Here is a 22,758-nt window from a genome sequence, read left to right as displayed (position 1 = left end):
TTCGGTCGGGGGAATTCGCCGTTCAGTCTAGCCGCGGATCTGTCCCTGCCCGCGCACGATCCATTTGGTGCTCGTCAGCTCGGGCAGCCCCATCGGCCCACGAGCGTGCAGCTTCTGCGTGGAGATCCCCACCTCGGCACCGAACCCGAACTCCCCGCCGTCGGTGAACCGCGTCGAGGCGTTCGCCATCACGACCGCGGAGTCGACCTCGGCCAGGAAGCGCTCGGCCGTGTCGACGTCGTTCGTGACGATCGACTCGGTGTGGTGCGTCGACCAGCGCGCGATGTGCGCCATCGCCGCATCGACGTCGGGCACCACCCGGACGGACAGGTCGAGGTCCATCGACTCGGTCGCCCAGTCGTCGTCCGTCGCCCGGAGCACACCGGGCACGAGCACCCGCGTGGCGTCGTCACCGCGGAGCGTGACGCCGGCGGCCCGCAGCCGGTCGGCCAGCGCGGGCAGGAGCCGGTCGGCCGCCCGCTCGTGCACGAGGAGCGTCTCGAGCGCGTTGCACACGCTGGGCCGCTGCACCTTGCTGTTCAGGACGATGTCGATCGACCGGTCGAGCGGGGCCGACTCGTCGAGGAAGACGTGGATGACCCCGGCACCCGTCTCGATCACGGGCACCTGCGACTCGGTCACGACGGTCTGGATCAGTGACGCGCTGCCCCGCGGGATGAGCACGTCGACGAGCCCGCGTGCCCGCATCAGGTCGGTCGCGCCGGCACGCCCGAACTCGTCGATCGTCTGCACGAGTTCGCGCGGCAACCCAGCCGAGGCGACGGCGTCCTGGATCCGGGCGACGAGCACCGCGTTGGTGTGCTGCGCCGCCGAGCCGCCCCGGAGCACGACCGCGTTGCCGCTCTTCAGCGCGAGGCTGGCGATGTCGACCGTGACGTTCGGCCGCGCTTCGTAGATCGCGCCGACGACCCCGAACGGCACCCGCACCTGGGAGAGCTGCAGCCCGTTCGGCAACCGCGACCCGCGGACGTGCTGCCCGACCGGGTCGGTGAGGCCGACGACGTGCTCGACCGCGGCGGCGAGGGCGTCGATGCGGACGGGATCGAGCCGTAGCCGGTCGAGGAGCCCGGACGAGAGCCCGCTCTCCTCGCCCGCCAAGAGGTCCTCGTGGTTGGCCGCGACGATCTCGTCCGTCGCCTGTCGCACGCCCGCCGCGATCGCGAGGAGCGCCGCGTCCTTCACCGCGGTCGTCGCCGTGGCGAGGACCGACGCCGCGTCGCGCGCAGCGACGAGCTTGTCGGTCAGGGTCGGGGCGGATGCGGTCAGCGACATGGCTCGATTCTAGGCGCGGGGGTCCGCCACATGACGGCGGTCCGGCTCACCTGTGGAGGGCCCTGGAGGCGCGGCTCCTGTGGAGGAGTCAGCACACGCCCGCAGCGTCCTCACCCCTCGGTCCGCGCGCCCCGCGAGCGGGCACGACACGCCGCAGGCGTGCCGCCGAGGTCGCGGAATCCGTCGCTCGGAGACGCCGAGAGTGACGAACAATGCCCCCTCGGCGGACGTGAGCGGCGCGTCGAAGCCGACCCGCGCCTCCCGAACCGAACCGAACCGAACCGAACCGAACGAACCGTACCGAACGAACCGGAACCGAGCCCGTCAGCCCCGCGCCGCCGCCTCGAACCAGGTCCCGACCTGCTCCCCCGCCAACGCCCGCTCCACGAGCGCCGTCGCCGTCACGAGCACCGCCGTGCCGGCCTCGGCCGCGAGCCGGGCGGCAGCGACCTTCGTCCCCGCTCCCCCGGTCCCCACGCCCGCGCCACCGATCGACCCGAACGTGACCCCGGCGAGCTCGTCGCCGAACGGCACGTGCGTGATCGGCTCCGCGCCGGGCTGCTCCGGGGGCCGCGTGTAGAGCGACTCCACGTCGGACAGCAGCACGAGCGCATCGGCCCCGAGCAGCCGGGCCACGAGCGCCGCGAGCCGGTCGTTGTCCCCGAAGCGGATCTCGTGCGTGGCCACGGTGTCGTTCTCGTTCACGATCGGCAGCACCCGCAGTGCGAGCAACCGGTCGATGGCCCGCTGCGCGTTCACCCGGTGCGTCGGGTTCTGCAGGTCCCCCGCGGTCAGGAGGATCTGCGCCGCGACGACCGCGTGCCGGTCGAGTTCCTTCTGGTACCGGAACATCAGGACGTTCTGCCCGGTCGCGGCGGCGGCCTGCTGGGTGGCGAGGTCGTCGGGGCGGCCCTCGAGCCCGAGGAACGGGAACCCGGTGGCGATGGCGCCGGAGGACACGAGGACGACCTCGGTCCCCCGGGCGTGCGCTGCCGCGATGGCGTCGACGAGCGGAGCGATCTGCCCGGTGTTGTCACCGCTGACCGACGACGACCCGACCTTGACCACGATCCGCTTGGCACGCGGGATGTCCTCGCGCCGGGTGACGGGTCCGAGGTCGGTGCGTGCGGTCGTGTCGGTCATGCCGTGGTCAGTCCCTGTCGTCCCGGTCGGCTTCTGCGGGAGACAGGTCTCCGTCCTCCGCCCACAGCCCGGCGATGCGCTCCTGCTCGAGCTCGGCACGCGCCGCGGCCTTGGCGTCCATGCGCTCGAAGTACTCCTCGCGACGCTCGTTGCGGGTCGGACGCGAGGTCGCGCCGATCCGGGCGTCGGTCCCGCGGGCGCTCGTGATGAGCTCCGCGGTCGAGGTGAGCGTGGGCTCCCAGTCGAAGATCGTGCCGCCGTCGCCACCGATGACGACGGTGGACCCGGCGACGGCTCCGGCCTTGAACAGGCCGTCCTCGACGCCGAGCTTCGCCAGGCGGTCGGCGAGGTAGCCGATCGCCTCTTCGTTCGTGAAGTCGGTCTGCTGCACCCAGCGCTCCGGCTTCGCACCGCGGATGCGGTAGAAGCGGTGTTCCTCGCCGCCTTCGGCGCGGATGGTGAAGGGCTTGTCGTCGACCGCCTTGGGGCGGAGGACGATGCGCTCGGCCACCGGCTCGGCGGCACGGGAGGCGCGGGCTTGCTCCACGACGTCGGCCAGCGCGAACGTCAGCTCGCGCAGGCCCTTGCGGGACGCGGTCGAGATCGGGAAGACGCGGTAGCCACGGCCCTCGAGCTCGTCGCGCACGAAGGCGGCGAGCTCTTCGGCCTCGGGCACGTCGACCTTGTTGAGCGCGATCATCTGCGGGCGCTCGAGCAGCGGCACCTGCCCCTCGGGGACCGGGTAGCGCTCGAGTTCGCCGAGGATGACGTCGAGGTCGCTGATCGGGTCACGGCCGGGGTCGAGCGTGGCGCAGTCGATCACGTGCAGGAGTGCCTCGCAGCGCTCGACGTGACGGAGGAACTCGAGGCCGAGGCCCTTGCCCTCCGACGCGCCCTCGATCAGACCGGGGACGTCGGCGACGGTGAAGCGGGTGGACCCGGACTCGACGACGCCGAGGTTCGGCGTGAGGGTCGTGAACGGGTAGTCGGCGATCTTCGGCTTCGCGGCGGAGATCGCGGCGATGAGCGAGGACTTGCCGGCGCTCGGGAACCCGACGAGGGCGACGTCGGCGATGGTCTTCAGCTCGAGGCTGACGTCACCGGCCCAGCCCTCGGTGCCGAGCAGCGCGAACCCGGGGGCCTTGCGCTTCGTGGTCGAGAGCGCGGCGTTGCCGAGACCGCCCTGACCGCCGGGGGCGATGACGACGCGCATTCCCGGCTCGGTCATGTCCGCGAGGACGTCGCCGTTCTCGTCGTACACGACGGTGCCGATCGGCAGCGGGAGCTCGAGCGTCTCACCGCTGATGCCGCTCCGCATGTCGCCCATGCCGGGCTGCCCGTTCTTGGAGGAACGGTGCGGCGAACGGTGGTAGCCGAGCAGGGTCGTCACCTGAGGGTCGGCGACGAGGACGATGTCGCCACCGTCACCGCCGTTGCCGCCGTCCGGGCCGGCCAGCGGCTTGAACTTCTCACGGCGGACCGACACGCAGCCGTTGCCGCCGTTCCCCGCGGTGAGGTGCAGGGTCACGCGGTCGACGAAGGTCGCCATGGGTCCACTCCTTGGTGTTGCAACGAAAGAACGGGAGGGGCGGGCACGTGGCCCGCCCCTCCCGCAGAGTCAGATCGTCGAACTGCTTACGCGTTGACGATGTTGACGACCTTGCGGCCGCCCTTGGTGCCGAACTCGACCGCACCGGCCGAGAGGGCGAACAGCGTGTCGTCGCCACCGCGGCCGACGTTGGCGCCCGGGTGGAAGTGGGTACCGCGCTGGCGGAGGATGATCTCACCGGCGTTGACGACCTCGCCACCGAAGCGCTTCACGCCGAGGCGCTGTGCGTTCGAGTCACGACCGTTGCGAGTGGAGCTCGCACCCTTCTTGTGTGCCATCTTCTACTCCCGCCTTACGCGATCGAGGTGATCTTGACGCGGGTGAGCTCAGCGCGGAAACCCTGACGCTTCTTGTACCCGGTCTTGTTCTTGAACTTCTGGATGACGACCTTCGGACCGCGGAGGTCCTCGAGCACCTCGGCGGTGACCGTCACGTTGGCGAGCTCGGAAGCCGCCGACGTGATCTTGTCACCGTCCACGAGGAGCACCGGGGCGAGGTCGATGTTGCCCTTGTCGTCGGCCTTGGCACGGTCGATCGTGATGATCGTGCCGACCTCGACCTTCTCCTGACGGCCGCCGGCGCGCACTACTGCGTAAACCACGTGGAAATCCTTACGTAACTCTGCTTGAGGGAAGTCTCGGGTGCCCACTTCTGCACGAGCGGTTCCCGGAGGGCCGGGCCCGATCGGCGACGCAGGCAGAACGGCCCGCTGACACCAGGGATCGAGAATACTCGATGCCCCCAGGTCCGGTCAAACGGCGACACACGTACGATTGCCGTGTGACCGTGATGATCGACCCGCCGACGTGGCCCGCACACGACACTCTGTGGTCGCACCTCGTCAGTGACACATCATACGACGAGCTGCACGAGTTCGCTGGACGCGTCGGTATCCCACGCCGTGCGTTCGACCACGACCACTACGACGTGCCGCTGTCGCGCTACGAGGAACTCGTCGCCGCGGGGGCCACGGCGGTCACCGGGCGGGAGCTGGTCCTGCGCCTGATCGGCAGCGGGCTGCGGGTCGCCCAGCGGGACAAGCACACGTTCTGAGCGCGCGGCCGCCCACGCACGGTGCGAGGTTCCGTGCTGGGTGCGGCGGTCGCACCCTCGCGCCCTGCCCGGCACCTCGCACGCGGCACGGCGCGGTGGCGCGCGGCGGTCCAGGAGGCGCGGCGCACCCCCGCCCCGCCGGGCACCTCCCACGGCGCGCGGCCGACTCCCGGGCGCGGCGCGGCGTGGCGCGGCGGTGAGTCGCCAGCGCGCGTGGCGAGCCCGGACGACATCGCCGAGGTCGGACGACGTCGGGGATGTCGCACCCCCGCGTCCGCAACGGACGGCGCACGCACCGTGCGACATGGTCGACGTCGGACGACCTCGACCATGTCGCACCACGTCGGTGCGCGGCGCACGGCGCGCGGCACACGGCGCCCGGCACACGGCCACGAGCCGCACGCGGCCGCTCAGCGGCTCAGCGCGGCGCCGGACCACCCCAGGGGTTCGACGGGGGCTGCGGCGGCGCGTACGGCGGCACCTGGGCCCCCTGCGCCCCCGGCTGACCCGGCTGACCCTGCTGCGACGACGGCTGCACGGTCGCCGGCGGCACCGCGTCGGCCGGTCGGACCGTCCCGGGCGTGCCGGGTGCTCCGGGCGCACGACGTCCGCCCCTTGGCCGCCCGAGCCAGAGCCACGCCGCGGTCGACGTCGCGATGAGCATCAGGGTGAACGGCACACCGGACTGCAGCGGGCGGGTGACGACGTCGATGAGGAGCTGGGCGCCTCCCGAGCGGACGGCGCTGAACGTGCCCGTGAAGACCCCGACGAGCGCCAGGGCGATCGTCCCAGCGGCCCCGGCGAGCACGGCGCGGAGGAGCACCGTCGGCAGCGGGCTCCGTCGGTCGACGGGCGTGAGGAACGCCAGCGCGAGGAAGGCCCCGGCGTAGAACGGGAACGGCGTGGCGAACACCCCGGACACGAACCCGCCGATCAGGCTGCCGCCCGCGCCGTAGCTCGCGAACGGGTGCACCACGAACGAGGCGCCGAGCAGGCCGACGAGCCCCGAGACGAACTCGACGAGGACGATCGACACGACGGCGATGAGTGCGCCGGCCGTGTTCGTGACCGACGCTCCCGGAGCGAAGGCCCGACGCGGATCCGCCGGCGTCCGCGGCTGCCGCGGAGCCGGCGCTGCCCCGCCGTACTGCGGCCCGCGGTACGGGCCGCCCTGCGGCGCACCGTACGGGACGCCGGACTGCTGCGGCCCGCCGTACGGGGCACCGGACTGCTGCGGTCCCCCGTACGCTCCGCCCTGCTGCTGCGGGGCACCGGCGGGCGGCGCGGGCTGGGACCAGCCCGCGCCGTAGTACCCACGATCGTGCTGCGACCGCTGCGGATCGCCGGGGTTCGACATCGTCAGTTCCCCAGGATCACGGCGCCGTCGTCGGTGTCGTCACCCTCGGCCGTCGCCGGTGCGCTGATGCTCGGGGACGAGACGCGACGGGACCGCGAACGGCCCTGCCCCGGCTGCTTGGGCTCCGGGAGCGCCTGCAGCACGGAGTCGAGCAGGGACTCGGCGTCCCCGCTGACCTGGCGCGGCTCGCGCTTCGTGGCGGCGATCGGGATGTCGAGGATCGCGACCGAGGTCTCGGCCGGGGTCACCGGGGCGCTCGAGCTCACCCGACGGCGGGTCGGCGCCTTGGCCGGCGCGTCCTCGACGGCGGGGGCAGCAGCGACCGGAGCCGCAGCAGCCGGAGCCGCAGCAGCCGATGTGTCCTGCTCGGGCGCGGACGGCGCATCGGGCGTCGAGGACGAGCCGGACGCGGTGTCCGCCGTCGTCTCGGGCGCACCGGCACCACGGCCACCACGGCGACGTCGACGCTTCGAGCCCGACGACTGCTCGCCGTGCTCGGACTGCGACGCGCCGGTGTCCGGACCGGACTCGGCGGCGGGAGCCTCCGGAGCCGATGCCGCCGATGTTGCCGATGCCGCCGAACCCGCCGACACTGCAGAGGACGCCGAAGCCGGGGTCGCAGCACCGTCGTGCTCCTCGTGCGGGATGGTCGATGCGGCGATCCGGGACAGCGCGCTCTTCACGTCGTCCGTGATCTGGTGCGCGTGCGACGAGCCGTTCGACGACGAACCGTTGCCGGACCCGCCGTTCGACCCGTTCCCACCGTTCGAACCGTTCGAACCGTTCCCACCGTTGGACCCGCCGTTGCCGGCCCCACCGCGGCTCTTGCGACGGCTCTTCGACGGCCCCGGGTCGGCGTTGTTGTCGTTGACCTTGGCGTTGACCTCGTCGAGGGACTCGCGGAGCCCCACGCCGATCTTCTTGCGGGTCATCTGCACGAGGCCGAGCGAGGTGACCTCGGCGACCTGGTGCTTCGTCCGGTCACGGCTGAGGCACTCGACGAGTCGACGCAGCACGAGGTCGCGGTTCGACTCGAGCACCATGTCGATGAAGTCGACGACGATGATGCCCCCGATGTCCCGCAGGCGGAGCTGGCGGACGATCTCTTCGGCCGCTTCGAGGTTGTTCTTCGTGACGGTCTCCTCGAGGTTGCCGCCGGACCCGACGAACTTCCCCGTGTTGACGTCGACGACCGTCATGGCCTCGGTGCGGTCGATCACGAGCGAACCGCCGGAGGGCAGCCAGACCTTGCGGTCGAGTGCCTTCTCGATCTGCTCGTTGAGGCGGTACTCCTCGAAGGAGTCCGGGCCGTCGTAGATCTCGACGCGGTCCTTGAGGTCCGGCGCGACCGCGGTGAGGTACTCGTCGATCGTCTCGCGCGCCGCGGAGCCGTCGATGATGAGCTTGGTGAAGTCCTCGTTGAAGACGTCGCGGACGATCTTCACGAGCAGGTCCGGCTCCGAGTGGAGCATGACCGGCGCCTGGCCGTTCGCGACCTTCTTCTGGATCGCCTCCCACTGGCTGGTGAGCCGCTGCACGTCGCGGGTGAGCTGTTCCTCGGTCGCGCCCTCGGCGGCGGTGCGGACGATGACGCCCGCGTGCTCCGGGAGGACCTCCTTGAGGATCTTCTTGAGGCGCGCACGCTCGGTGTCCGGCAGCTTGCGCGAGATGCCGTTCATCGAGCCGTTCGGCACGTACACGAGGTAGCGGCCCGGCAGCGAGACCTGGCTCGTCAGACGGGCGCCCTTGTGCCCGACCGGGTCCTTCGTGACCTGCACGAGGACCTTGTCGCCCGGCTTGAGCGCGGCTTCGATCCGACGCCCGTGATTGCCGGTGTCGACCGAGTTCCAGTCGACCTCGCCCGCGTACAGCACGGCGTTGCGACCGCGACCGATGTCGACGAACGCCGCCTCCATCGAGGGCAGGACGTTCTGCACCTTGCCGAGGTACACGTTGCCGATGAGCGACACGTTGTGCGACTTCGTCACGTAGTGCTCAGCGAGGACACCGTCCTCGAGCACGCCGATCTCGATCTTCGAGGCGCTCGACCGGACGATCATCTGCCGGTCGACGCTCTCGCGGCGGGCGAGGAACTCGTCCTCGGTGACGACTTGGCGACGACGACCGGCATCGCGCCCGTCGCGGCGGCGCTGCTTCTTCGCCTCGAGCCGCGTCGAGCCCTTCACCTTCTGCGGCTCGGTGATGTACTCGACCTCGCGGCGGCGGGGCTCCTGGTGGTCCCGCGGCTCGCGGGGCTCGCGCGGCTCACGGCCTTCGCGGTCGGCGCTCGTGCCGCGGCGACGCGACCGGCGGCGTCCGCCGCCCTGCTCGTCGTCGTCGTCCTCGTCGTGACGGGGCGCGCGCTCGGGCAGGTCCGGCAGCACCGGGGCGTGGAAGATCAGGCTGAGCGTGCTCGTCGCCTTGGGGACGAACGGCTCGTCGACGGGCTCCGTCGGACTGGAGGCGCTGCTCGCGTCGGCCTCGACCGTCGCCTCCGGTGCGGCTGCGGTCTCGGTGTCGTCACCGGCCGTGATGACCGGCAGGTCGCCCGTGAGGGTGCTCACGTCGTGCGGCTCGTCGCCGCCGGCGGTCGCCTCGACGGCGACCGACACGGTGGGCGCCTCCGGCGCTCCCCCGGCGTCCGGCGCTGCGTCCGTCACCGCGAGCGTCTCCGCGCCGGCGTCGGACGTGCCGTCCGCCGGAGACCCGGTCACCTGCTCGACGGGACCCGTCTGCGCGGCGTCACCCCGTGCCTCCTGGCCGGCCGACCGGGCGCGCCGACCGCCGAACAGGCGGCCTCGACGCTTCGGTGCGACTTCTTCGTTGTTCGTGTTGTCGTTGTTCTGCTCCACCATGGACCTGGTGCACTCCTTGACCCCGCTCGCATCCTGTCCGGACGGCGGGAATTCTGTAGTTGTAGCGGGTGGCGACCACGCCCCCGCGTTCGCTGTCTTGTGACCGTCGCGTCGCGCGCGTCCCGGTCACGGTGCGCTCTCACCGCACCTGATCGTCCGGGCTGGGCCCGGAAAGCTTTCGTCGTCGTGCGGATGGCCGCACGACCTCCAGGGATTATCGCATGCCGCACGGGGAAAGGACCGGATCGAGCATGCGATGATGACGCCGTGAGCACGCCAGCACCTGCCGTCCGCCGTCCGATCGCCATGGGCGTCTTCCTCCTGATCACCGGTGCCGTCGGCCTGTACGGGGCATTCCGACTGGTCATCGACGAGTTCGAGAAGTACGCGCACCCCCAGGCAGTGCTGTCCTGCGACGTCAACCCGTTCATCAACTGCTCGGACGTGATGGCCAGCTGGCAGGGGCACCTGCTCGGGTTCCCGAACCCGCTGCTCGGCGTCATGGGCTTCGTCGCGCCGATCGCCGTCGCGGTCATGCTCCTGGCCGGGTTCCGGAACGGTTCGCGCTGGTTCTGGATCGCGTTCAACGCGGGCGTGTTCCTGGCGTGGGTCTTCGTCACGTGGCTCTTCACCCAGACCGTCTGGTTCATCGGCGCGCTCTGCCCGTGGTGCATGCTCGTGTGGTCGATGACGATCCCGATGTTCTGGGTGTTCACGATCTGGAACGCCGCGCAGGGACGCTTCGGCGCCGGCGCCCAGCGGCTCGGTCGGACCCTGCTGCCCTTCTGCTGGGCCTTCCCGCTGGCGAACTACCTGTTCATCGCCGTGTCGATCCTCATCGTGTTCCCGCGGGTCCTCTCCTCCTTCTGAGCGCCCGCTGAGCGTTGCCGATGACGCGTCATCGAATTCCTGGGTCCTTCCCAGCCAGATCGGCCGATCGGCCGACCGGCACGACCTACGCTCGATGGCGATGAGCGAGAACGAGAGCAAGAAGGCCCGGCGGGAGGCAGCGCGGGAGCGCGCACGCCTCGCCCGCGCGAAGGAGCAGGCGCGTCGACGCCGCAACAAGACCCTGGGGATCAGCGGCATCATCGTCGGCGCGCTCGCGGTCGCCGCGATCGTCGTCGTGGTGGTCGCGAACTCCGTGCAACCCGCCGGCCCCGGGCCGAAGAACATGGCGAGCGACGGTGTGCTCCTGACGGGGTCGAACGGGCAGATCGTCCCGGTCACCACGAAGGCCACGCCGGAGGGCGGGAAGCCGACCCCGACGAAGCAGGACGACTCGGTCGCGAACATCACGGTGTACTCGGACTACATGTGCCCGTACTGCAACCAGTTCGAGACGAGCCAGATGTCCCAGATCCAGCAGTGGGTGAAGGACGGCTCGGCGACGCTCGAGCTGCACCCGTTCAACCTGCTCGACCGTGTGTCCCTCGGGTCGAAGTACTCGACCCGTTCGGCTGCCGCCGCAGCCTGCGTCGCGAACTACGACCCGGACGCGTTCCTCGCGTACAACACGTCGCTCTACGAGAACCAGCCGTCCGAGAGCACGCGCGGCCTCACGAACGACAAGCTCGCATCGCTGGCGAAGGCCGCAGGGGCGACGAACGAGAACGTGGCGTCCTGCATCACGGACCAGGAGTTCGCCGGGTGGGTTGCCGACGCGACGAACCGGGTGCTGAACGACCCGATCCCGAACTCGTCGCTCGACAAGGTCACCGGTACCCCCACCGTGATCGTCAACGGCAAGCAGTACAACGGCTCGCTCACCGACACGGACGCCTTCGCCGCGTTCGTGGAGCAGAACGGCGGGAAGGCGTAGTCCTGCCCGCCCCAGACGACGACGGCCCCCGCTTCCGATCGGAAGCGGGGGCCGTCGTCGTACAGCGTGCTACTTCGACGCGGCGTCGATCTCGGTGATGACGTCGGTCAGCGTGGCGATCTTCTTGCCGTTCACGAGGACGGTCGGCGTGCCGAAGCCCTGCGTGCCCTGCAGTGCCGGATCGGCCAGCACGGCGTTCGTGGACTTCGTCACCCACCCGCGGAAGCGCTCGCTCGACAGGCACTCGGAGACGTTCGACCCGGTCGCGCCGCCGGCCGTGACGAGCTTCGCGATCTCGGCGTTCGTCAGGCCCTTCGTGCCCTCCTCCGGCTGGTTGTCGAAGAACTGCGTCTGGACGTCGAGGAACTTGTCCGGCGCGTAGTTCGCGACGCACATCGCGGCGTTCGCGGCACGGCTGGCGTACCGCGAGTTCTGGTAGCTGCGGTCGAGGATCGACACGGGCTGGATCGCGAGGGTCGCGTCGCCGGACTTCACCTTGTCGAGGATCTGGTCGGCGTAGGCGGCCTCGAACTGCTTGCAGACCGGGCAGGCCCAGTCGACGTACTCGGTGACCTGGACCTTCCCGTCGGCGGCCGCGGTGGGCACCGGGGACGGGGTGGCCTTCGCCGACACCGCGCCGGAGGTCACGGGGGTGACCGTGCCGTCGCTGCCGGTGAACTGGATCGCACCGGTCGCCATGTTCTTCGGCCCGGCCGCGGACACGGCCGGCTGGTTGTTCACGTTCACCACCACGATCGCGACGATCGCGGCGACGGCGATGATCCCGAGGCCGATGCCGCCCTGCAGGAACCAGCGGTTGCGGCGCTTGCGGCGCTTCTCGGCCTCGGCGCGCTGCCGGGCGACGTCACGGGCGTGCTGGCGACGCTCGTTCTTCGAGGGACGGTCGTTGTTCGTCACGCGTCGGTCCCCCGGACTCAGGCGAACCAGAGCGCGAGCTCGCGCGCCGACGACTCGGGGCTGTCGGAGCCGTGCACGAGGTTCTGCTGCACCGTGAGGCCCCAGTCGCGGCCGAGGTCGCCGCGGATCGTCCCGGGCGCGGCCGAGGTCGGGTCGGTGGTGCCGGCGAGCGACCGGAAGCCGGCGATGACGCCGTTGCCGGCGACGCGCACGGCGACGACCGGGCCGGACTGCATGAACTCGACGAGGGGCTCGAAGAACGGCTTGCCCTGGTGCTCCTCGTAGTGGGCGTCGAGCAGGTCACGGGGCGCCGTCACCATCTTCAGGTCGACGATCTCGTAGCCCTTGGCCTCGATCCGGCGGAGGATCTCACCGGTGAGCTGGCGGGCGACGCCGTCGGGCTTGACGAGGACGAGGGTCTCTTCGAGATCGGACACGCGGAACTCCTGGTGTTTCGTGGTCGAACGGGGTGGTCAGTCCTCGCCGAGGGCCGCGCGTCTCGCGGCGTTCTGACGGTCGAGCTGACCGCCCTTGACGAAGCAGAAGACCCACAGCGCCAGGAACACCACGGCCACGGCGAACATGAACGGTTCGATGAACCCGGTGGCGAGGATGGCCGCCTGCAGCAGCCACCCGAACCCTACACCGGCGCGGTTGCCGGTCAGGCGAGAGGCCAGCGCCAGCACGATCATCGAGCCGATGCCACCGCCGAACGCGACCGCCGGCGGGAGCGTCCCCTTGCCGAACACGACGAGCATCGGGAAGAAGAACATGATCGCCTCGAGCACGAGGGTGATCGACAGCAGGCTCTCCCGTGCACCGCGATCGCGTCGCGGCCGACGGGTTCGCGGTGCGCGTGGGGTCCTGGAGGCGCGGCCCGCGTCCGTCACTTCGTCCCGCCTTCGGCGTGGACCAGGTCCATGACGCGGCCCACCATCACGATCGAGCCCGCGACGAGCACCATGGCGTCGTCCGCCTCGGCGTCGTCCGCGAGGTCACGGGCTTCCTGGAGGGCGGCCTCGAGCGACGGCTCGACGACGACCCGGTCCTCGCCGACCTCGTCGACGACGACCCGGGCGAACTCGTCCGCGTCGAGGGCGCGCTCCCCCGGCGGCTGGGTCACGACGAAGGTCGCGACGGTGTCCTTGAGCGCGCGGACGAAGCCGCGGGCGTCCTTGTCGCCGAGGATGCCGACGACGCCGACCACGTGCTCGGACGGGAACGCCACGGGGAGCGCCTCGGCGAGCGCGCGTGCGCCGTGCGGGTTGTGCGCCGCGTCGACCACCACGGTCGGACCCGTGGCGATCGGCTGGAGTCGGCCGGGGCTGGTCGCACCGGCGAGTCCCTCGGACAGGACGTCCTCGTCGAGGGCCTGCGAGCCGCGGCCGAGGAAGGCCTCGACGGCGGCGATCGCGACGGCGGCGTTGTGCGCCTGGTGCCGGCCGAAGAGCGGCAGGAACAGGTCGTCGTAGCGTCCGGCGACGCCCTGCACGGTGATGAGCTGGCCGCCGACGGCCGGCGTCACGTCGACGAGCCGGAAGCCGTCCCCCTCGACCGCGAGGGTCGACTCGGTGAGCTCGGCCGCGCGCTGCAGCTCGGCGAGCGCCTCGGGCGTCTGTGCGCTCGAGACGATCGACGACGAGGGCTTGATGATCCCGGACTTCGTGCGGGCGATCTCGGCGACGGTCCCGCCGAGCTGCTTGGCGTGGTCGATCGCGATCGGCGTGAACACCTGCACCTGGCTCTGCACGACGTTGGTGGAGTCCCACTCGCCGCCCATGCCGACCTCGATCACGGCGACGTCGACCGGCGCCTCGGCGAAGCACGCCAGGGCGAGGACGGTCAGCGCCTCGAAGAAGGTCAGCGGGAGCTCACCCTTGTCGGTGAGCTCCTGGTCGGTCATCTCGAGGATCGGGGCGATGTCGTCCCAGTTCTCCACGAAGCGGTCGGCGGCGATCGGGGTGCCGTCGATGACGATGCGCTCCCGGATCGACACCAGGTGCGGGCTCGTCATGAGTCCGGTCCGGAGGCCGTGTGCCCGGACGATGCTCTCGGCCATGCGCGCGGTCGAGGTCTTGCCGTTCGTGCCGGTCAGGTGGATCACCGGGTACGACAGGTGCGGGTCGCCGAGGAGCTCGACGGCACGCCGGGTCGCGGACAGCCGGTGTTCGGGCGACTGCTCGCCGATCCGGGCGTACAGGGCCGCCTCGACGCGCTTGACCTCGTCGTCGTCCGCGCCGTAGGGCACGGCGTCGGCGGGGTCCGTCGCACCGGCGGGGCCGACGGGGATCTCGATGCCGTCCTCGGACGGTTCTTCGGGGTACTCGCTCATGCGCGTGACACCTCCACGGTCACCTTCGCACCGTCACCGACGTCGGTGGTGGTGGCGTCTGCCCCGAGGGGCACGATCTCGACGCTCGTCGACAGGGTCTCCCCCGCGATGAGCTGCTGGTGGGTGCGGACCGCCGCGTCGGCGACCTCGTCCGCACCGAGGGTGAGGACGATGCGGTCGCTGACGTCGAGGTCGGCGTCACGGCGGGCCTGCTGGACGGCGCGGACGACGTCGCGGGCGAGCCCCTCGGCCTCGAGCTCGGGCGTCGTCACGGTGTCGAGCACCGCGAAGCCGCCGCCGTCGAGGAACGCCACCGCCACGGAGTCGTCGGCGACGGTGAGGTCGAGCGTGTACTCGCCCTCGACGAGGTCGACGCCGCCGACGGTCACGCCGGACTCGGTCGTGGTCCAGTCGCCCTTCTTGGCGGCCGGGATGACCTGCTGGACCTGCTTGCCGATGCGGGGTCCGGCGGCACGGGCGTTCACGGTGAGCTTCCGCTCGATGCCGTACCGACCGAGCGACGACTCCTCCTGCTGCTCGAGCACGACCTGCTTGACGTTGAGCTCGTCGCGGAGGATGTCCACGAAGGGCTCGACGGCCGCCGGGTCGGGCACCACGAGCGTCAGGGTGGCGAGGGGCAGGCGGACGCGCTTGCCGGTGGCCTTGCGGAGCGCGAGCCCCTTCGAGGCGACGTCCCGCACGCGGTCCATGGCGTCGACGAGCGCCTGGTCGGCCGGGAACTCCTCGGCGTCGGGGAAGTCCTCGAGGTGGACGCTGCGGCCGCCGGTCAGTCCCCGCCAGACCGCGTCGGTCACGAGCGGGGCGAGGGGTGCGGCGACGCGGGTGAGCGTCTCGAGCACGGTGTACAGCGTGTCGAACGCGGCACGGGCCTCGGGCGAGGACTCGGCGCCGAGCCAGAACTTGTCGCGCGACCGGCGCACGTACCAGTTCGTCAGCACGTCGGCGAAGTCGCGGACGGCCTGGGCGGCGAGCGGGGTGTCGAGCGCGTCGAGGTGCTGCTGCACGTCCGACACGAGCACCCGGGTCTTCGCGAGCAGGTAGCGGTCGAGCACGTCGGTGCTCGCCGTGCTCCGCGACGCCTGGTACCCGGACTCCCCCGACGCGTTCGCGTAGAGGGTGAAGAAGTAGTACGTCGACCAGAGCGGCAGCAGGAACTCGCGGACGCCCTGGCGGATGCCCTCTTCCGTGACGACGAGGTTCCCGCCGCGGATGACCGACGACGACATCAGGAACCAGCGCATCGCGTCGGCACCGTCGCGGTCGAACACCTCGGAGACGTCCGGGTAGTTCCGGAGGGACTTCGACATCTTCTGGCCGTCGGAGCCGAGCACGATGCCGTGGCTGATGACGTTCTTGTACGCCGGCCGGTCGAACAGCGCGGTGGACAGCACGTGCATGACGTAGAACCAGCCGCGGGTCTGCCCGATGTACTCGACGATGAAGTCGGCCGGGTTGTGCGACTCGAACCACTCGCGGTTCTCGAACGGGTAGTGCACCTGGGCGTACGGCATCGACCCGGAGTCGAACCAGACGTCGAACACGTCGGTGATCCGGCGCATCGTCGACTTCCCGGTGGGGTCGTCCGGGTTGGGGCGCGTCAGGTCGTCGATGAACGGGCGGTGCAGGTCGACCTCGCCGTCGGCGTTCACCGGCAGTCGACCGAAGTCACGCTCGATCTCCTCGAGTGAGCCGTACACGTCGGTGCGCGGGTGTTCGGGGTCGTCGGACTGCCACACCGGGATCGGCGTGCCGAAGTACCGGTTGCGGGACACCGACCAGTCGATGGCGTTGCCGACCCACTTGCCGAACTGACCGTCCTTGACGTTGTCCGGCACCCAGTTGATGTCCTGGTTGAGCTCGCCCATGCGGTCGCGGAACTCGGTCACGCGGACGAACCAGCTCGACACGGCCTTGTAGATGAGGGGCTTCCGGCAGCGCCAGCAGTGCGGGTAGCTGTGCTCGTAGGACGCCTGGCGGAGCAGTCGACCGGCGTCGCGGACGGCCTTCGTGAGGGGCTTGTTCGCGTCCGACCAGAGCATGCCGGCGACCTCGCCGAACTGCGACGTGAAGACACCGCCCTCGTCGAGCGACAGCACCACGGGGATCCCCGCGGCGGCGCAGACCACCTGGTCGTCGGCACCGTAGGCCGGGGCCTGGTGCACGATCCCGGTGCCCTCGCCCGTCTCGACGTAGTCGGCGACGAGGATCTTCCAGGCGTTCTCCATGCCCTCGGTCTCCGCGAGGAAGTCGAAGAGGCGCTCGTACTCGACGCCGTCGAGCTCCGCACCCGTCAGGGTGCGGACGACCGCGGCAGCGGCGTCCTCGGCGCTCTCGTAGCCGAGGTCCTTCGCGTACGCGGCCACGGTGTCCGACGCCAGCATGTACCGGGCGGAACCGGCGGTGCCACCGTCAGCCGCGCCTCCTGGGCCGGCGGGCAGCACCACGTACGAAACCGCAGGCCCGACGGCCAGCGCGGCGTTCGTGGGCAGGGTCCAGGGGGTCGTCGTCCAGGCGAGCGCACGCACGCCGGCCAGCCCGAGCGACTCGGCGCGCGCACCCCGCAGCGGGAACGACACCGTGACGGACTGGTCCTGGCGCATCTTGTAGACGTCGTCGTCCATGCGCAGCTCGTGGTTCGACAGCGGCGTCTGGTCGTTCCAGCAGTACGGCAGGACCCGGAAGCCCTCGTACGCGAGCCCCTTGTCCCAGAGCTGCTTCCACGCCCACAGCACGCTCTCCATGAACGTCACGTCGAGGGTCTTGTAGTCGTTCTCGAAGTCGACCCAGCGCGCCTGGCGGGTGACGTACTGCTGCCACTCGTCGGTGTACTGCAGGACGGACTTCTTGGCGGCGGCGTTGAAGACGTCGACGCCCATCTCGTCGATCTCGTGCTTCTCGGTGATGCCGAGCTGGCGCATCGCCTCGAGCTCGGCGGGCAGGCCGTGCGTGTCCCAGCCGAAGCGACGGTGCACCTGCTTGCCGCGCATGGTCTGGTAGCGCGGGAAGACGTCCTTCGCGTACCCGGTCAGGAGGTGGCCGTAGTGCGGCAGGCCGTTGGCGAACGGCGGGCCGTCGTAGAACGTCCACTCGTCGCAGCCCTCGCGCTGGTCGATCGACGCCTGGAACGTGCCGTCGCCCTTCCAGAAGGCGAGGATCCCCTGCTCGACGGCGGGGAAGGACGGCGACGGGACGACGCCGTCTGCGTCGGAATCAAGTGGGTAGCGCACCGCGGGGCTCCTGTGGGTTGCCGGTTCTCAGGACCACGAGGACGGAGCAGGCTCCGCGGTACCACCTCGCTTGCCGCTCCGGGTGACCCGGGGCGACCGCTCGTTGCCGGGGCGTGCGCGGCCCGGTCCGCCCGGTTCTACTGCCGGCGGTCGATGGTGCTGACGGCCGGGTTCTTCCGGAGGCTCCCCGGTGATGGCCGGATCGACGCCTGTGTGCACGAGTTTAGCGGACGAGAGCATGCTGGAGCGATGCCCTCGTCAGATGCTGCCCCCGCGCAGCAGGAGCGTCCCGATTCCCTGCTCACCGTCGTCATCGCGTTCGGCGCGAACCTGCTCGTCGCGATCGCCAAGACGATCGCCTCCCTGATCTCCGGATCGGCGTCCATGGTCGCCGAGGCCGCACACTCGTGGGCCGACACCGGCAACGAGATCTTCCTGCTCGTCGCCGAACGGCGTGGCTCGAGGAAGCGCGACACCGCGCACCCGCTCGGCTACGGCCGTGAGACGTACATCTGGTCGATGTTCGCCGCGTTCGGCCTCTTCACCGCCGGCGCCATCGTCTCGATCTACCACGGCATCACCGAGCTCGGGGACACCGGGCCGGCCGAGGACGTGCTCCTGAACTACATCGTCCTCGGGCTGTCGTTCTGCCTCGAGGGCACGAGCTTCCTGCAGGCGTACCGGCAGGCGCACGGCGCGGCGACGAAGCGGCGGGTGCCGGTGCTCCGGCACGTCCTGCAGTCGTCGAACCCGACCCTCCGTGCCGTCTTCGCCGAGGACGCCGCGGCGCTCATCGGCCTCGTGGTCGCGTTCCTCGGGGTGTTCCTCCACCAGGTCACCGGCCTCGCGGTCTTCGACGCCATCGGCTCGATCGCGATCGGCATCCTGCTCGGGGTCGTCGCGATCGTCCTGATCGACCGCAACCGCCGGTTCCTGCTCGGGGAGAGCACGTCCCCGGAGCTCGAGAACGCGGTGCTCGTCGAGATGCTCGGGCGGTCGCAGATCGAGCGCGTCACCTACCTGCACCTCGAGTTCGTCGGGCCCTCGCGGGTCTACCTCGTCGCCGCGGTCGACCTGACCGGCAACGAGAACGAGGAGCACGTGGCGGTGCGGTTGCGCGACGTCGAGAAGTCCCTCGAGGAGAGCCAGTACATCGAGGAGGCCGTGCTCACCCTGAGCTACCCCGGCGACGAGTCGCTCGTGCCGACGGGCGACGATGTGCCCGAGGTGGTGCGGGACGGGACGGCCGAGGACGTCGCCGCGGGCGGGGCCGGCACGCTCCGGACGGACTGAGCCGCACGCGGCTGCTGCGCGGTCGGGTCAGCCGCGGTCGGCGGGCACCAGGGTGGCGGTGTCCCCGCGGCGCTCGATCACCAGGCCGTCCCGCACGACCCACACCCGCAGCGCGTCGAGCCGGAACTCCTCGAACCGCTCCGGGTGCTCCCGCAGCAGGGCCCGCAGGTCGTCGTCCATCGGGAACCGCGGGTCGATCCCGGCGACGAGCACGCCGTAGTCCCCGTGCGTCACCCCCTGGGTCGCGCCACGACGGCCGATGAACACCGCGAACGACTGCTGCGCCGACCCCGACACGAGGACCCGGACGTCGTCCGGCACCCCGCGTTCCTCGAGGACCCCCTCGAGCCGGGCGAACCCGGTGGTGCGCGTCTCGGCGACGGTCCGCACCACGACGACCGCGGGGACGATCGTCACGACGACGGCGAGGAGCGCCACCACGGTCGTGAGCGGCGGCCGCAGCCGGGCGAGCCGGGTGTACCCGACCGCGGCGAGCGCGATGATCCAGGGCATCCACGCCTGGTAGTAGTGCGGCAGTGCGACGTTGGCCGTCGAGTAGAAGACGACGAGGATCCCGAGCGCGATCCCGAGGAGCGCGACGAGCCGGTCCGGGCGGATCGCGAACGCCGCGGCCGTGCCGACCAGGAGCACGACGACCGTCGGCCACCCGACCCCCTCGACGACCCGCACGAAGTTCGTCCACCACGGCGCGATCATGTACGTCTTCCCGAGGACCGAGATGATGTGCCCGCGGGTGTCGTGCTTGCCCTGGAACTCGATCATGAAGGTGATCGCCCGGACCCCGCCGACGGGCACGTACGCGACGACGAACACCACGGCGAACGCCGCGGCGGCCGCGACGCCCCCGGTCAGCAGCCCGGACCAGCGCCGGAACAGCAGCGGGATCGCGACGAGCGCGAGCACGAGGACGGTGGTGGTGACCTTCGACGTGACCGACAGCGCCAGCAGGGCACCGGCGAGCGCCATCCACCACCAGCCGTCCCAGGCCGTGGTCCGGTCGGCGGGGCGTCGGGGTCGGGTCGCCCACTGCCAGGCCGCGGCGAGCGCCGCCACGGCGAAGAAGGTCATCAGCGGTTCGAGGAGGGCGAGCCGGTCGATCCGTGCGGCCGTGCCGGACGCGACGTCCGCCCACGTCGGCGAGTCCCCACGCGGCGTGAGCCACCAGAGCCCGGCGGCGAGCACGGCGCCCCAGTACCCGATCGGACGCCGGAGCCAGGCGAACAGGACGATGCCGGTGCCGAACGAGGCTGTCGCGGCGACGAGACGGGGCCCGAGCACGCCCTCGCCGAACACGAGCTGCGCGACGCCGAACAGGTACTTGCCGGTCGGCGGGTGCTGCAGGTTCGAGGTGAGCACCCCGTGCACGTAGTCCCACCCGGCCCGCGTGTAGGTGAACTCGTCGACGTAGGTGCTCTGTCTGCCGATGTGCCAGTACGCGACGAACACCCCCGCGAGGGCGACCACGGCGAAGACCGCGGTTCGTGTCCATCGCGCGCGGGTCATGGGGAGAGAGCCTATTGGGCCGGACCTCAGTGGGAGTCGAGACCCGCTGCGACCGGGGTGAGCGCCGCCCCGACGTACTCGACGAGCGGTCGGCGCCCGACCCCGTCCGAGACCCAGACGCCGAAGGCCGCTGCGGCCGCCCCGAGCATGGCGCCGGAAACCGTCTGGGGCCAGAGCGCCGCCGGGTGCTCCCCCGTCCGGCGGGCGACGAAGGCCGCCACCGCCGCGTGCTGGGCCGTCACCCGTGCCGCGACGCTCGCCACGAGCTCGGCCCCGATGCCCATCACCTCGGCCTGTGCGATCGCCCAGGGGACCCGGTCGGGGTCGTGGGCGCGGGCGGTGGCGAGCAGCGCGGCCTCGACGGCCCGCACCGCGGACTCCTCGGTCGAGGCGGCGAGGCACGCCGGGAGCGTCGCGACCGCGGCGTCGAGGTCGAGCCAGAGCACGTCGGACTTCGCCGTGAAGTAGTTGAAGAACGTCGCACGGCTGACCCCGGCCCGTGCGGCGATCTGGTCGACCGTGGTCCGGCCGTAGCCCTGTTCGAGGAACAGCTCGGCCGCGGCGTCGGCGAGCACCTCGGCGCTCGAGCGTCGGGGGCGGCCACCGCGGCGCATCGGTTCGTCCATGGGCCCCAGTAAACCGCTAGACTCGTCCAGCCATGATCTTGGACTCAGTACAGAAAACCACCGCAGTGGTCGCCGGCGCCGCCGCACTCCTCCTCGTGCTCGCCGGCTGCACCGGTGGCGGCACCGCGACGTCGAACAGCACACCGGTCGACGGCGGCACGCTCACGTACGCCTCGGGCGACGCCGAACCCACCTGCCTCGACCCGCACGTCGGCGGCAACTACCCGCAGGCGCTCCTGTCCACCCAGTACATCGAGGAGCTCACCGCGCTCGACGACGGCAAGCCCGTCCCCGCGCTGGCGAAGTCGTGGACGACGAGCGACGACGGCAGGACGCTCACCTTCACGCTCCGCGACGACGTGACCTTCACCGACGGCACGCCCTTCGACGCCGCCGCGGTCGTGGCGAACATCGAGCACGTGCAGGACCCGGCGACCGCGTCGAGCACGGGGTACCTCGCGCTGCAGTCGATCACGAAGGCGACGGCCACCGACGACCACACCGTCACCCTGACGCTGAGCCGGCCGGACAGCGCGCTGCTCGAGTCGTTCTCGCAGCCGTGGGTCGGCATGGAGTCCCCGAAGGCGCTGGAGCGCTCGCAGGCGGTGAACTGCGAGTCGCCGGTCGGCACCGGCCCGTTCGAGGTCACCGGCTGGAAGCACGGCGACCGGGTGACGCTCCGCAAGAACGCCGACTACACGCCGCTCCGCGGCAGCACGGAGCCCCGCCTCGACGGCATCACGTGGCGCTTCCTGCCCGACTCGACCTCGCGGTACGCGGCACTGCAGTCCGGCCAGGTCGACGTCATCGACAACGCCCAGCCCGACCAGCTCACGGCAGCGTCGTCGAAGGGGTCCATCCGCGACCTCGACGCTCCGCGCCCCGGTGCGTCGAACCGCCTCGAGCTGAACTCCGGCCACGGGGTCTTCCGTGACGAGGCCGTCCGCAAGGCCTTCATCGCCGGCGCCGAGATCGACCCCGGCATCCGGTCGCTCTTCCTCGGGACGGCGAAGCGCTCGTACTCGGTGCTCTCCAGCGTCGAGCCGTACGGGTACTCCGACAAGAGCCTGTTCGAGTACTCACCGACGAAGGCGAAGCGACTCCTCGACGACGCCGGCTGGAAGGTGGGCAGCGACGGCATCCGCGAGAAGGACGGCGAGCAGCTGACCGTCACGTTCCCGGTGTCGACGAACCAGTCCGTCCCCGCCGAGCGCAGCCTGTTCCAGCAGATCCAGGCCTCCGAGAAGGCCGTCGGCTTCAAGGTCGTGCTGCAGGAGCTCGACCTCTCCAGCTGGTACGCGGCCCTCGCGGCGAACGAGTACGACGTCGTCAGCGCGCCGTACACGAAGGTGGGCGCGGACGTCCTCCGCATCCTGTACGACTCCGCCAGCATCACGCCGGCACCGTCCGGGTACTTCGCGAACCTCGCCCAGCTCGACGACCCGGAGCTCGACGACCTGCTCCAGCGGGCAGCGCAGACCTCGGACGCGTCCGAGCGCGGCGACCTCTACGAGCAGGCGCAGGAGATCATCCTGTCCAGCGGCACCGTCCTCCCGCTCTACGACCAGCAGAACCACTTCCTGCTGCGGTCGAGCGTGCACGGTGTGCAGACCACCGCGGTGTCGACGCCGTGGTTCGGCACGGCCTGGATCGACCGCTGATCGCGACCTCGCGATCGTCGGACG

Annotated in this window: 19 protein-coding genes; 5 read left to right on the top strand and 14 right to left on the bottom strand. The window is 71.0% G+C overall.

Going from position 1 to position 22,758, the window contains the following annotated elements; all coding sequences use genetic code 11:
• Nucleotides 1-27: 27 nt before the first annotated feature.
• From ACIPKM_RS13905 to rplU, 5 genes are all read right to left on the bottom strand, one after another.
• Entirely contained in the window at nt 28-1,293 is a 1,266-nt protein-coding gene (locus ACIPKM_RS13905; RefSeq protein WP_071295401.1) for a glutamate-5-semialdehyde dehydrogenase, read from the bottom strand.
• Nucleotides 1,294-1,617: 324 nt separating this feature from the next.
• Nucleotides 1,618-2,436 carry a glutamate 5-kinase gene (gene proB / locus ACIPKM_RS13900; RefSeq protein ID WP_083403307.1) on the bottom strand — a complete coding sequence of 273 codons (819 nt, stop codon included), beginning with the start codon at nt 2,434-2,436 and terminating at the stop codon, nt 1,618-1,620.
• 7 nt (nt 2,437-2,443) lie between these two features.
• Entirely contained in the window at nt 2,444-3,985 is a 1,542-nt protein-coding gene (obgE, locus tag ACIPKM_RS13895; RefSeq protein ID WP_070416550.1) for a GTPase ObgE, read from the bottom strand.
• 86 nt (nt 3,986-4,071) lie between these two features.
• Complete coding sequence (rpmA, locus tag ACIPKM_RS13890; protein WP_070416551.1) at nt 4,072-4,323, bottom strand: 50S ribosomal protein L27; 252 nt, start codon at nt 4,321-4,323, stop codon at nt 4,072-4,074.
• 14 nt (nt 4,324-4,337) lie between these two features.
• Entirely contained in the window at nt 4,338-4,646 is a 309-nt protein-coding gene (rplU, locus tag ACIPKM_RS13885) for a 50S ribosomal protein L21 (RefSeq protein WP_022905369.1), read from the bottom strand.
• Between the two features lie 188 nt (nt 4,647-4,834).
• Here rplU and ACIPKM_RS13880 point away from each other — a divergent pair, with 188 nt between their 5' ends.
• Nucleotides 4,835-5,098, top strand: coding sequence for a DUF4031 domain-containing protein (locus ACIPKM_RS13880; protein ID WP_229085138.1), 264 nt, complete (start codon nt 4,835-4,837; stop codon nt 5,096-5,098).
• A gap of 418 nt (nt 5,099-5,516) precedes the next feature.
• Here the strand turns inward: ACIPKM_RS13880 and ACIPKM_RS13875 are convergent, their stop codons facing one another.
• Entirely contained in the window at nt 5,517-6,455 is a 939-nt protein-coding gene (locus tag ACIPKM_RS13875) for a hypothetical protein (RefSeq protein WP_071295399.1), read from the bottom strand.
• A gap of 2 nt (nt 6,456-6,457) precedes the next feature.
• Nucleotides 6,458-9,310, bottom strand: coding sequence for an Rne/Rng family ribonuclease (locus ACIPKM_RS13870; RefSeq protein WP_402736942.1), 2,853 nt, complete (start codon nt 9,308-9,310; stop codon nt 6,458-6,460).
• Between the two features lie 267 nt (nt 9,311-9,577).
• On the opposite strand from ACIPKM_RS13870, the gene ACIPKM_RS13865 reads away from it, so the two are divergent.
• Nucleotides 9,578-10,180: a vitamin K epoxide reductase family protein gene (locus ACIPKM_RS13865; RefSeq protein ID WP_229085097.1), complete on the top strand. Its 603-nt coding sequence runs from the start codon at nt 9,578-9,580 to the stop codon at nt 10,178-10,180.
• Nucleotides 10,181-10,280: 100 nt separating this feature from the next.
• Nucleotides 10,281-11,132, top strand: a complete 852-nt coding sequence (locus ACIPKM_RS13860) for a thioredoxin domain-containing protein (RefSeq protein ID WP_175473612.1) — start codon at nt 10,281-10,283, stop codon at nt 11,130-11,132.
• 69 nt (nt 11,133-11,201) lie between these two features.
• Here the strand turns inward: ACIPKM_RS13860 and ACIPKM_RS13855 are convergent, their stop codons facing one another.
• Genes ACIPKM_RS13855 through ileS form a run of 5 tightly spaced genes read right to left on the bottom strand, consistent with a single transcriptional unit; the run spans nt 11,202 to nt 17,630 of the window.
• Nucleotides 11,202-12,050: a thioredoxin domain-containing protein gene (locus tag ACIPKM_RS13855; protein ID WP_071295396.1), complete on the bottom strand. Its 849-nt coding sequence runs from the start codon at nt 12,048-12,050 to the stop codon at nt 11,202-11,204.
• A 17-nt stretch (nt 12,051-12,067) separates the two neighbouring features.
• Nucleotides 12,068-12,487 carry a nucleoside-diphosphate kinase gene (ndk, locus tag ACIPKM_RS13850; RefSeq protein ID WP_402736941.1) on the bottom strand — a complete coding sequence of 140 codons (420 nt, stop codon included), beginning with the start codon at nt 12,485-12,487 and terminating at the stop codon, nt 12,068-12,070.
• 36 nt (nt 12,488-12,523) lie between these two features.
• On the bottom strand, nt 12,524-12,940 hold the full coding sequence (locus tag ACIPKM_RS13845) for a DUF4233 domain-containing protein (RefSeq protein WP_070416559.1): 417 nt from the start codon (nt 12,938-12,940) through the stop codon (nt 12,524-12,526).
• Nucleotides 12,937-14,382 carry a bifunctional folylpolyglutamate synthase/dihydrofolate synthase gene (locus ACIPKM_RS13840; RefSeq protein ID WP_402736940.1) on the bottom strand — a complete coding sequence of 482 codons (1,446 nt, stop codon included), beginning with the start codon at nt 14,380-14,382 and terminating at the stop codon, nt 12,937-12,939. The genes ACIPKM_RS13845 and ACIPKM_RS13840 overlap by 4 nt, the downstream gene beginning before the upstream one ends.
• Nucleotides 14,379-17,630: an isoleucine--tRNA ligase gene (gene ileS, locus ACIPKM_RS13835; RefSeq protein WP_402736939.1), complete on the bottom strand. Its 3,252-nt coding sequence runs from the start codon at nt 17,628-17,630 to the stop codon at nt 14,379-14,381. The genes ACIPKM_RS13840 and ileS overlap by 4 nt, the downstream gene beginning before the upstream one ends.
• A 249-nt stretch (nt 17,631-17,879) precedes the next feature.
• On the opposite strand from ileS, the gene ACIPKM_RS13830 reads away from it, so the two are divergent.
• Complete coding sequence (locus tag ACIPKM_RS13830; RefSeq protein WP_261647390.1) at nt 17,880-18,923, top strand: cation diffusion facilitator family transporter; 1,044 nt, start codon at nt 17,880-17,882, stop codon at nt 18,921-18,923.
• Nucleotides 18,924-18,950: 27 nt separating this feature from the next.
• Here ACIPKM_RS13830 and ACIPKM_RS13825 read toward each other — a convergent pair whose 3' ends face one another.
• Nucleotides 18,951-20,447, bottom strand: a complete 1,497-nt coding sequence (locus ACIPKM_RS13825) for a hypothetical protein (protein WP_261647391.1) — start codon at nt 20,445-20,447, stop codon at nt 18,951-18,953.
• A gap of 26 nt (nt 20,448-20,473) precedes the next feature.
• Nucleotides 20,474-21,073: a TetR/AcrR family transcriptional regulator gene (locus tag ACIPKM_RS13820; protein WP_070416563.1), complete on the bottom strand. Its 600-nt coding sequence runs from the start codon at nt 21,071-21,073 to the stop codon at nt 20,474-20,476.
• Nucleotides 21,074-21,105: 32 nt separating this feature from the next.
• Between ACIPKM_RS13820 and ACIPKM_RS13815 the strand changes: the two genes are divergently transcribed.
• On the top strand, nt 21,106-22,734 hold the full coding sequence (locus ACIPKM_RS13815; protein WP_261647392.1) for an ABC transporter substrate-binding protein: 1,629 nt from the start codon (nt 21,106-21,108) through the stop codon (nt 22,732-22,734).
• Nucleotides 22,735-22,758 lie beyond the last annotated feature (24 nt).

The sequence above is a fragment of the Curtobacterium sp. NPDC086286 genome (assembly GCF_044746255.1).
Taxonomy (GTDB): Bacteria; Actinomycetota; Actinomycetes; order Actinomycetales; family Microbacteriaceae; genus Curtobacterium.
This window is presented reverse-complemented; position numbering and strand designations above follow the sequence as displayed.

Coding starts and splice junctions, on each gene's coding strand:
- ACIPKM_RS13860 (WP_175473612.1), top strand. CDS start 10,281: ATGAGCGAGAACGAGAGCAAGAAGGCCCGGCGGGAGGCAGCGCGGGAG.
- proB (WP_083403307.1), bottom strand. CDS start 2,436: ATGACCGACACGACCGCACGCACCGACCTCGGACCCGTCACCCGGCGC.
- ACIPKM_RS13825 (WP_261647391.1), bottom strand. CDS start 20,447: ATGACCCGCGCGCGATGGACACGAACCGCGGTCTTCGCCGTGGTCGCC.
- ACIPKM_RS13880 (WP_229085138.1), top strand. CDS start 4,835: ATGATCGACCCGCCGACGTGGCCCGCACACGACACTCTGTGGTCGCAC.
- ACIPKM_RS13815 (WP_261647392.1), top strand. CDS start 21,106: ATGATCTTGGACTCAGTACAGAAAACCACCGCAGTGGTCGCCGGCGCC.
- ACIPKM_RS13905 (WP_071295401.1), bottom strand. CDS start 1,293: ATGTCGCTGACCGCATCCGCCCCGACCCTGACCGACAAGCTCGTCGCT.
- ACIPKM_RS13830 (WP_261647390.1), top strand. CDS start 17,880: ATGCCCTCGTCAGATGCTGCCCCCGCGCAGCAGGAGCGTCCCGATTCC.
- obgE (WP_070416550.1), bottom strand. CDS start 3,985: ATGGCGACCTTCGTCGACCGCGTGACCCTGCACCTCACCGCGGGGAAC.
- rpmA (WP_070416551.1), bottom strand. CDS start 4,323: ATGGCACACAAGAAGGGTGCGAGCTCCACTCGCAACGGTCGTGACTCG.
- ACIPKM_RS13840 (WP_402736940.1), bottom strand. CDS start 14,382: ATGAGCGAGTACCCCGAAGAACCGTCCGAGGACGGCATCGAGATCCCC.
- ACIPKM_RS13870 (WP_402736942.1), bottom strand. CDS start 9,310: ATGGTGGAGCAGAACAACGACAACACGAACAACGAAGAAGTCGCACCG.
- ACIPKM_RS13820 (WP_070416563.1), bottom strand. CDS start 21,073: ATGGACGAACCGATGCGCCGCGGTGGCCGCCCCCGACGCTCGAGCGCC.
- ACIPKM_RS13875 (WP_071295399.1), bottom strand. CDS start 6,455: ATGTCGAACCCCGGCGATCCGCAGCGGTCGCAGCACGATCGTGGGTAC.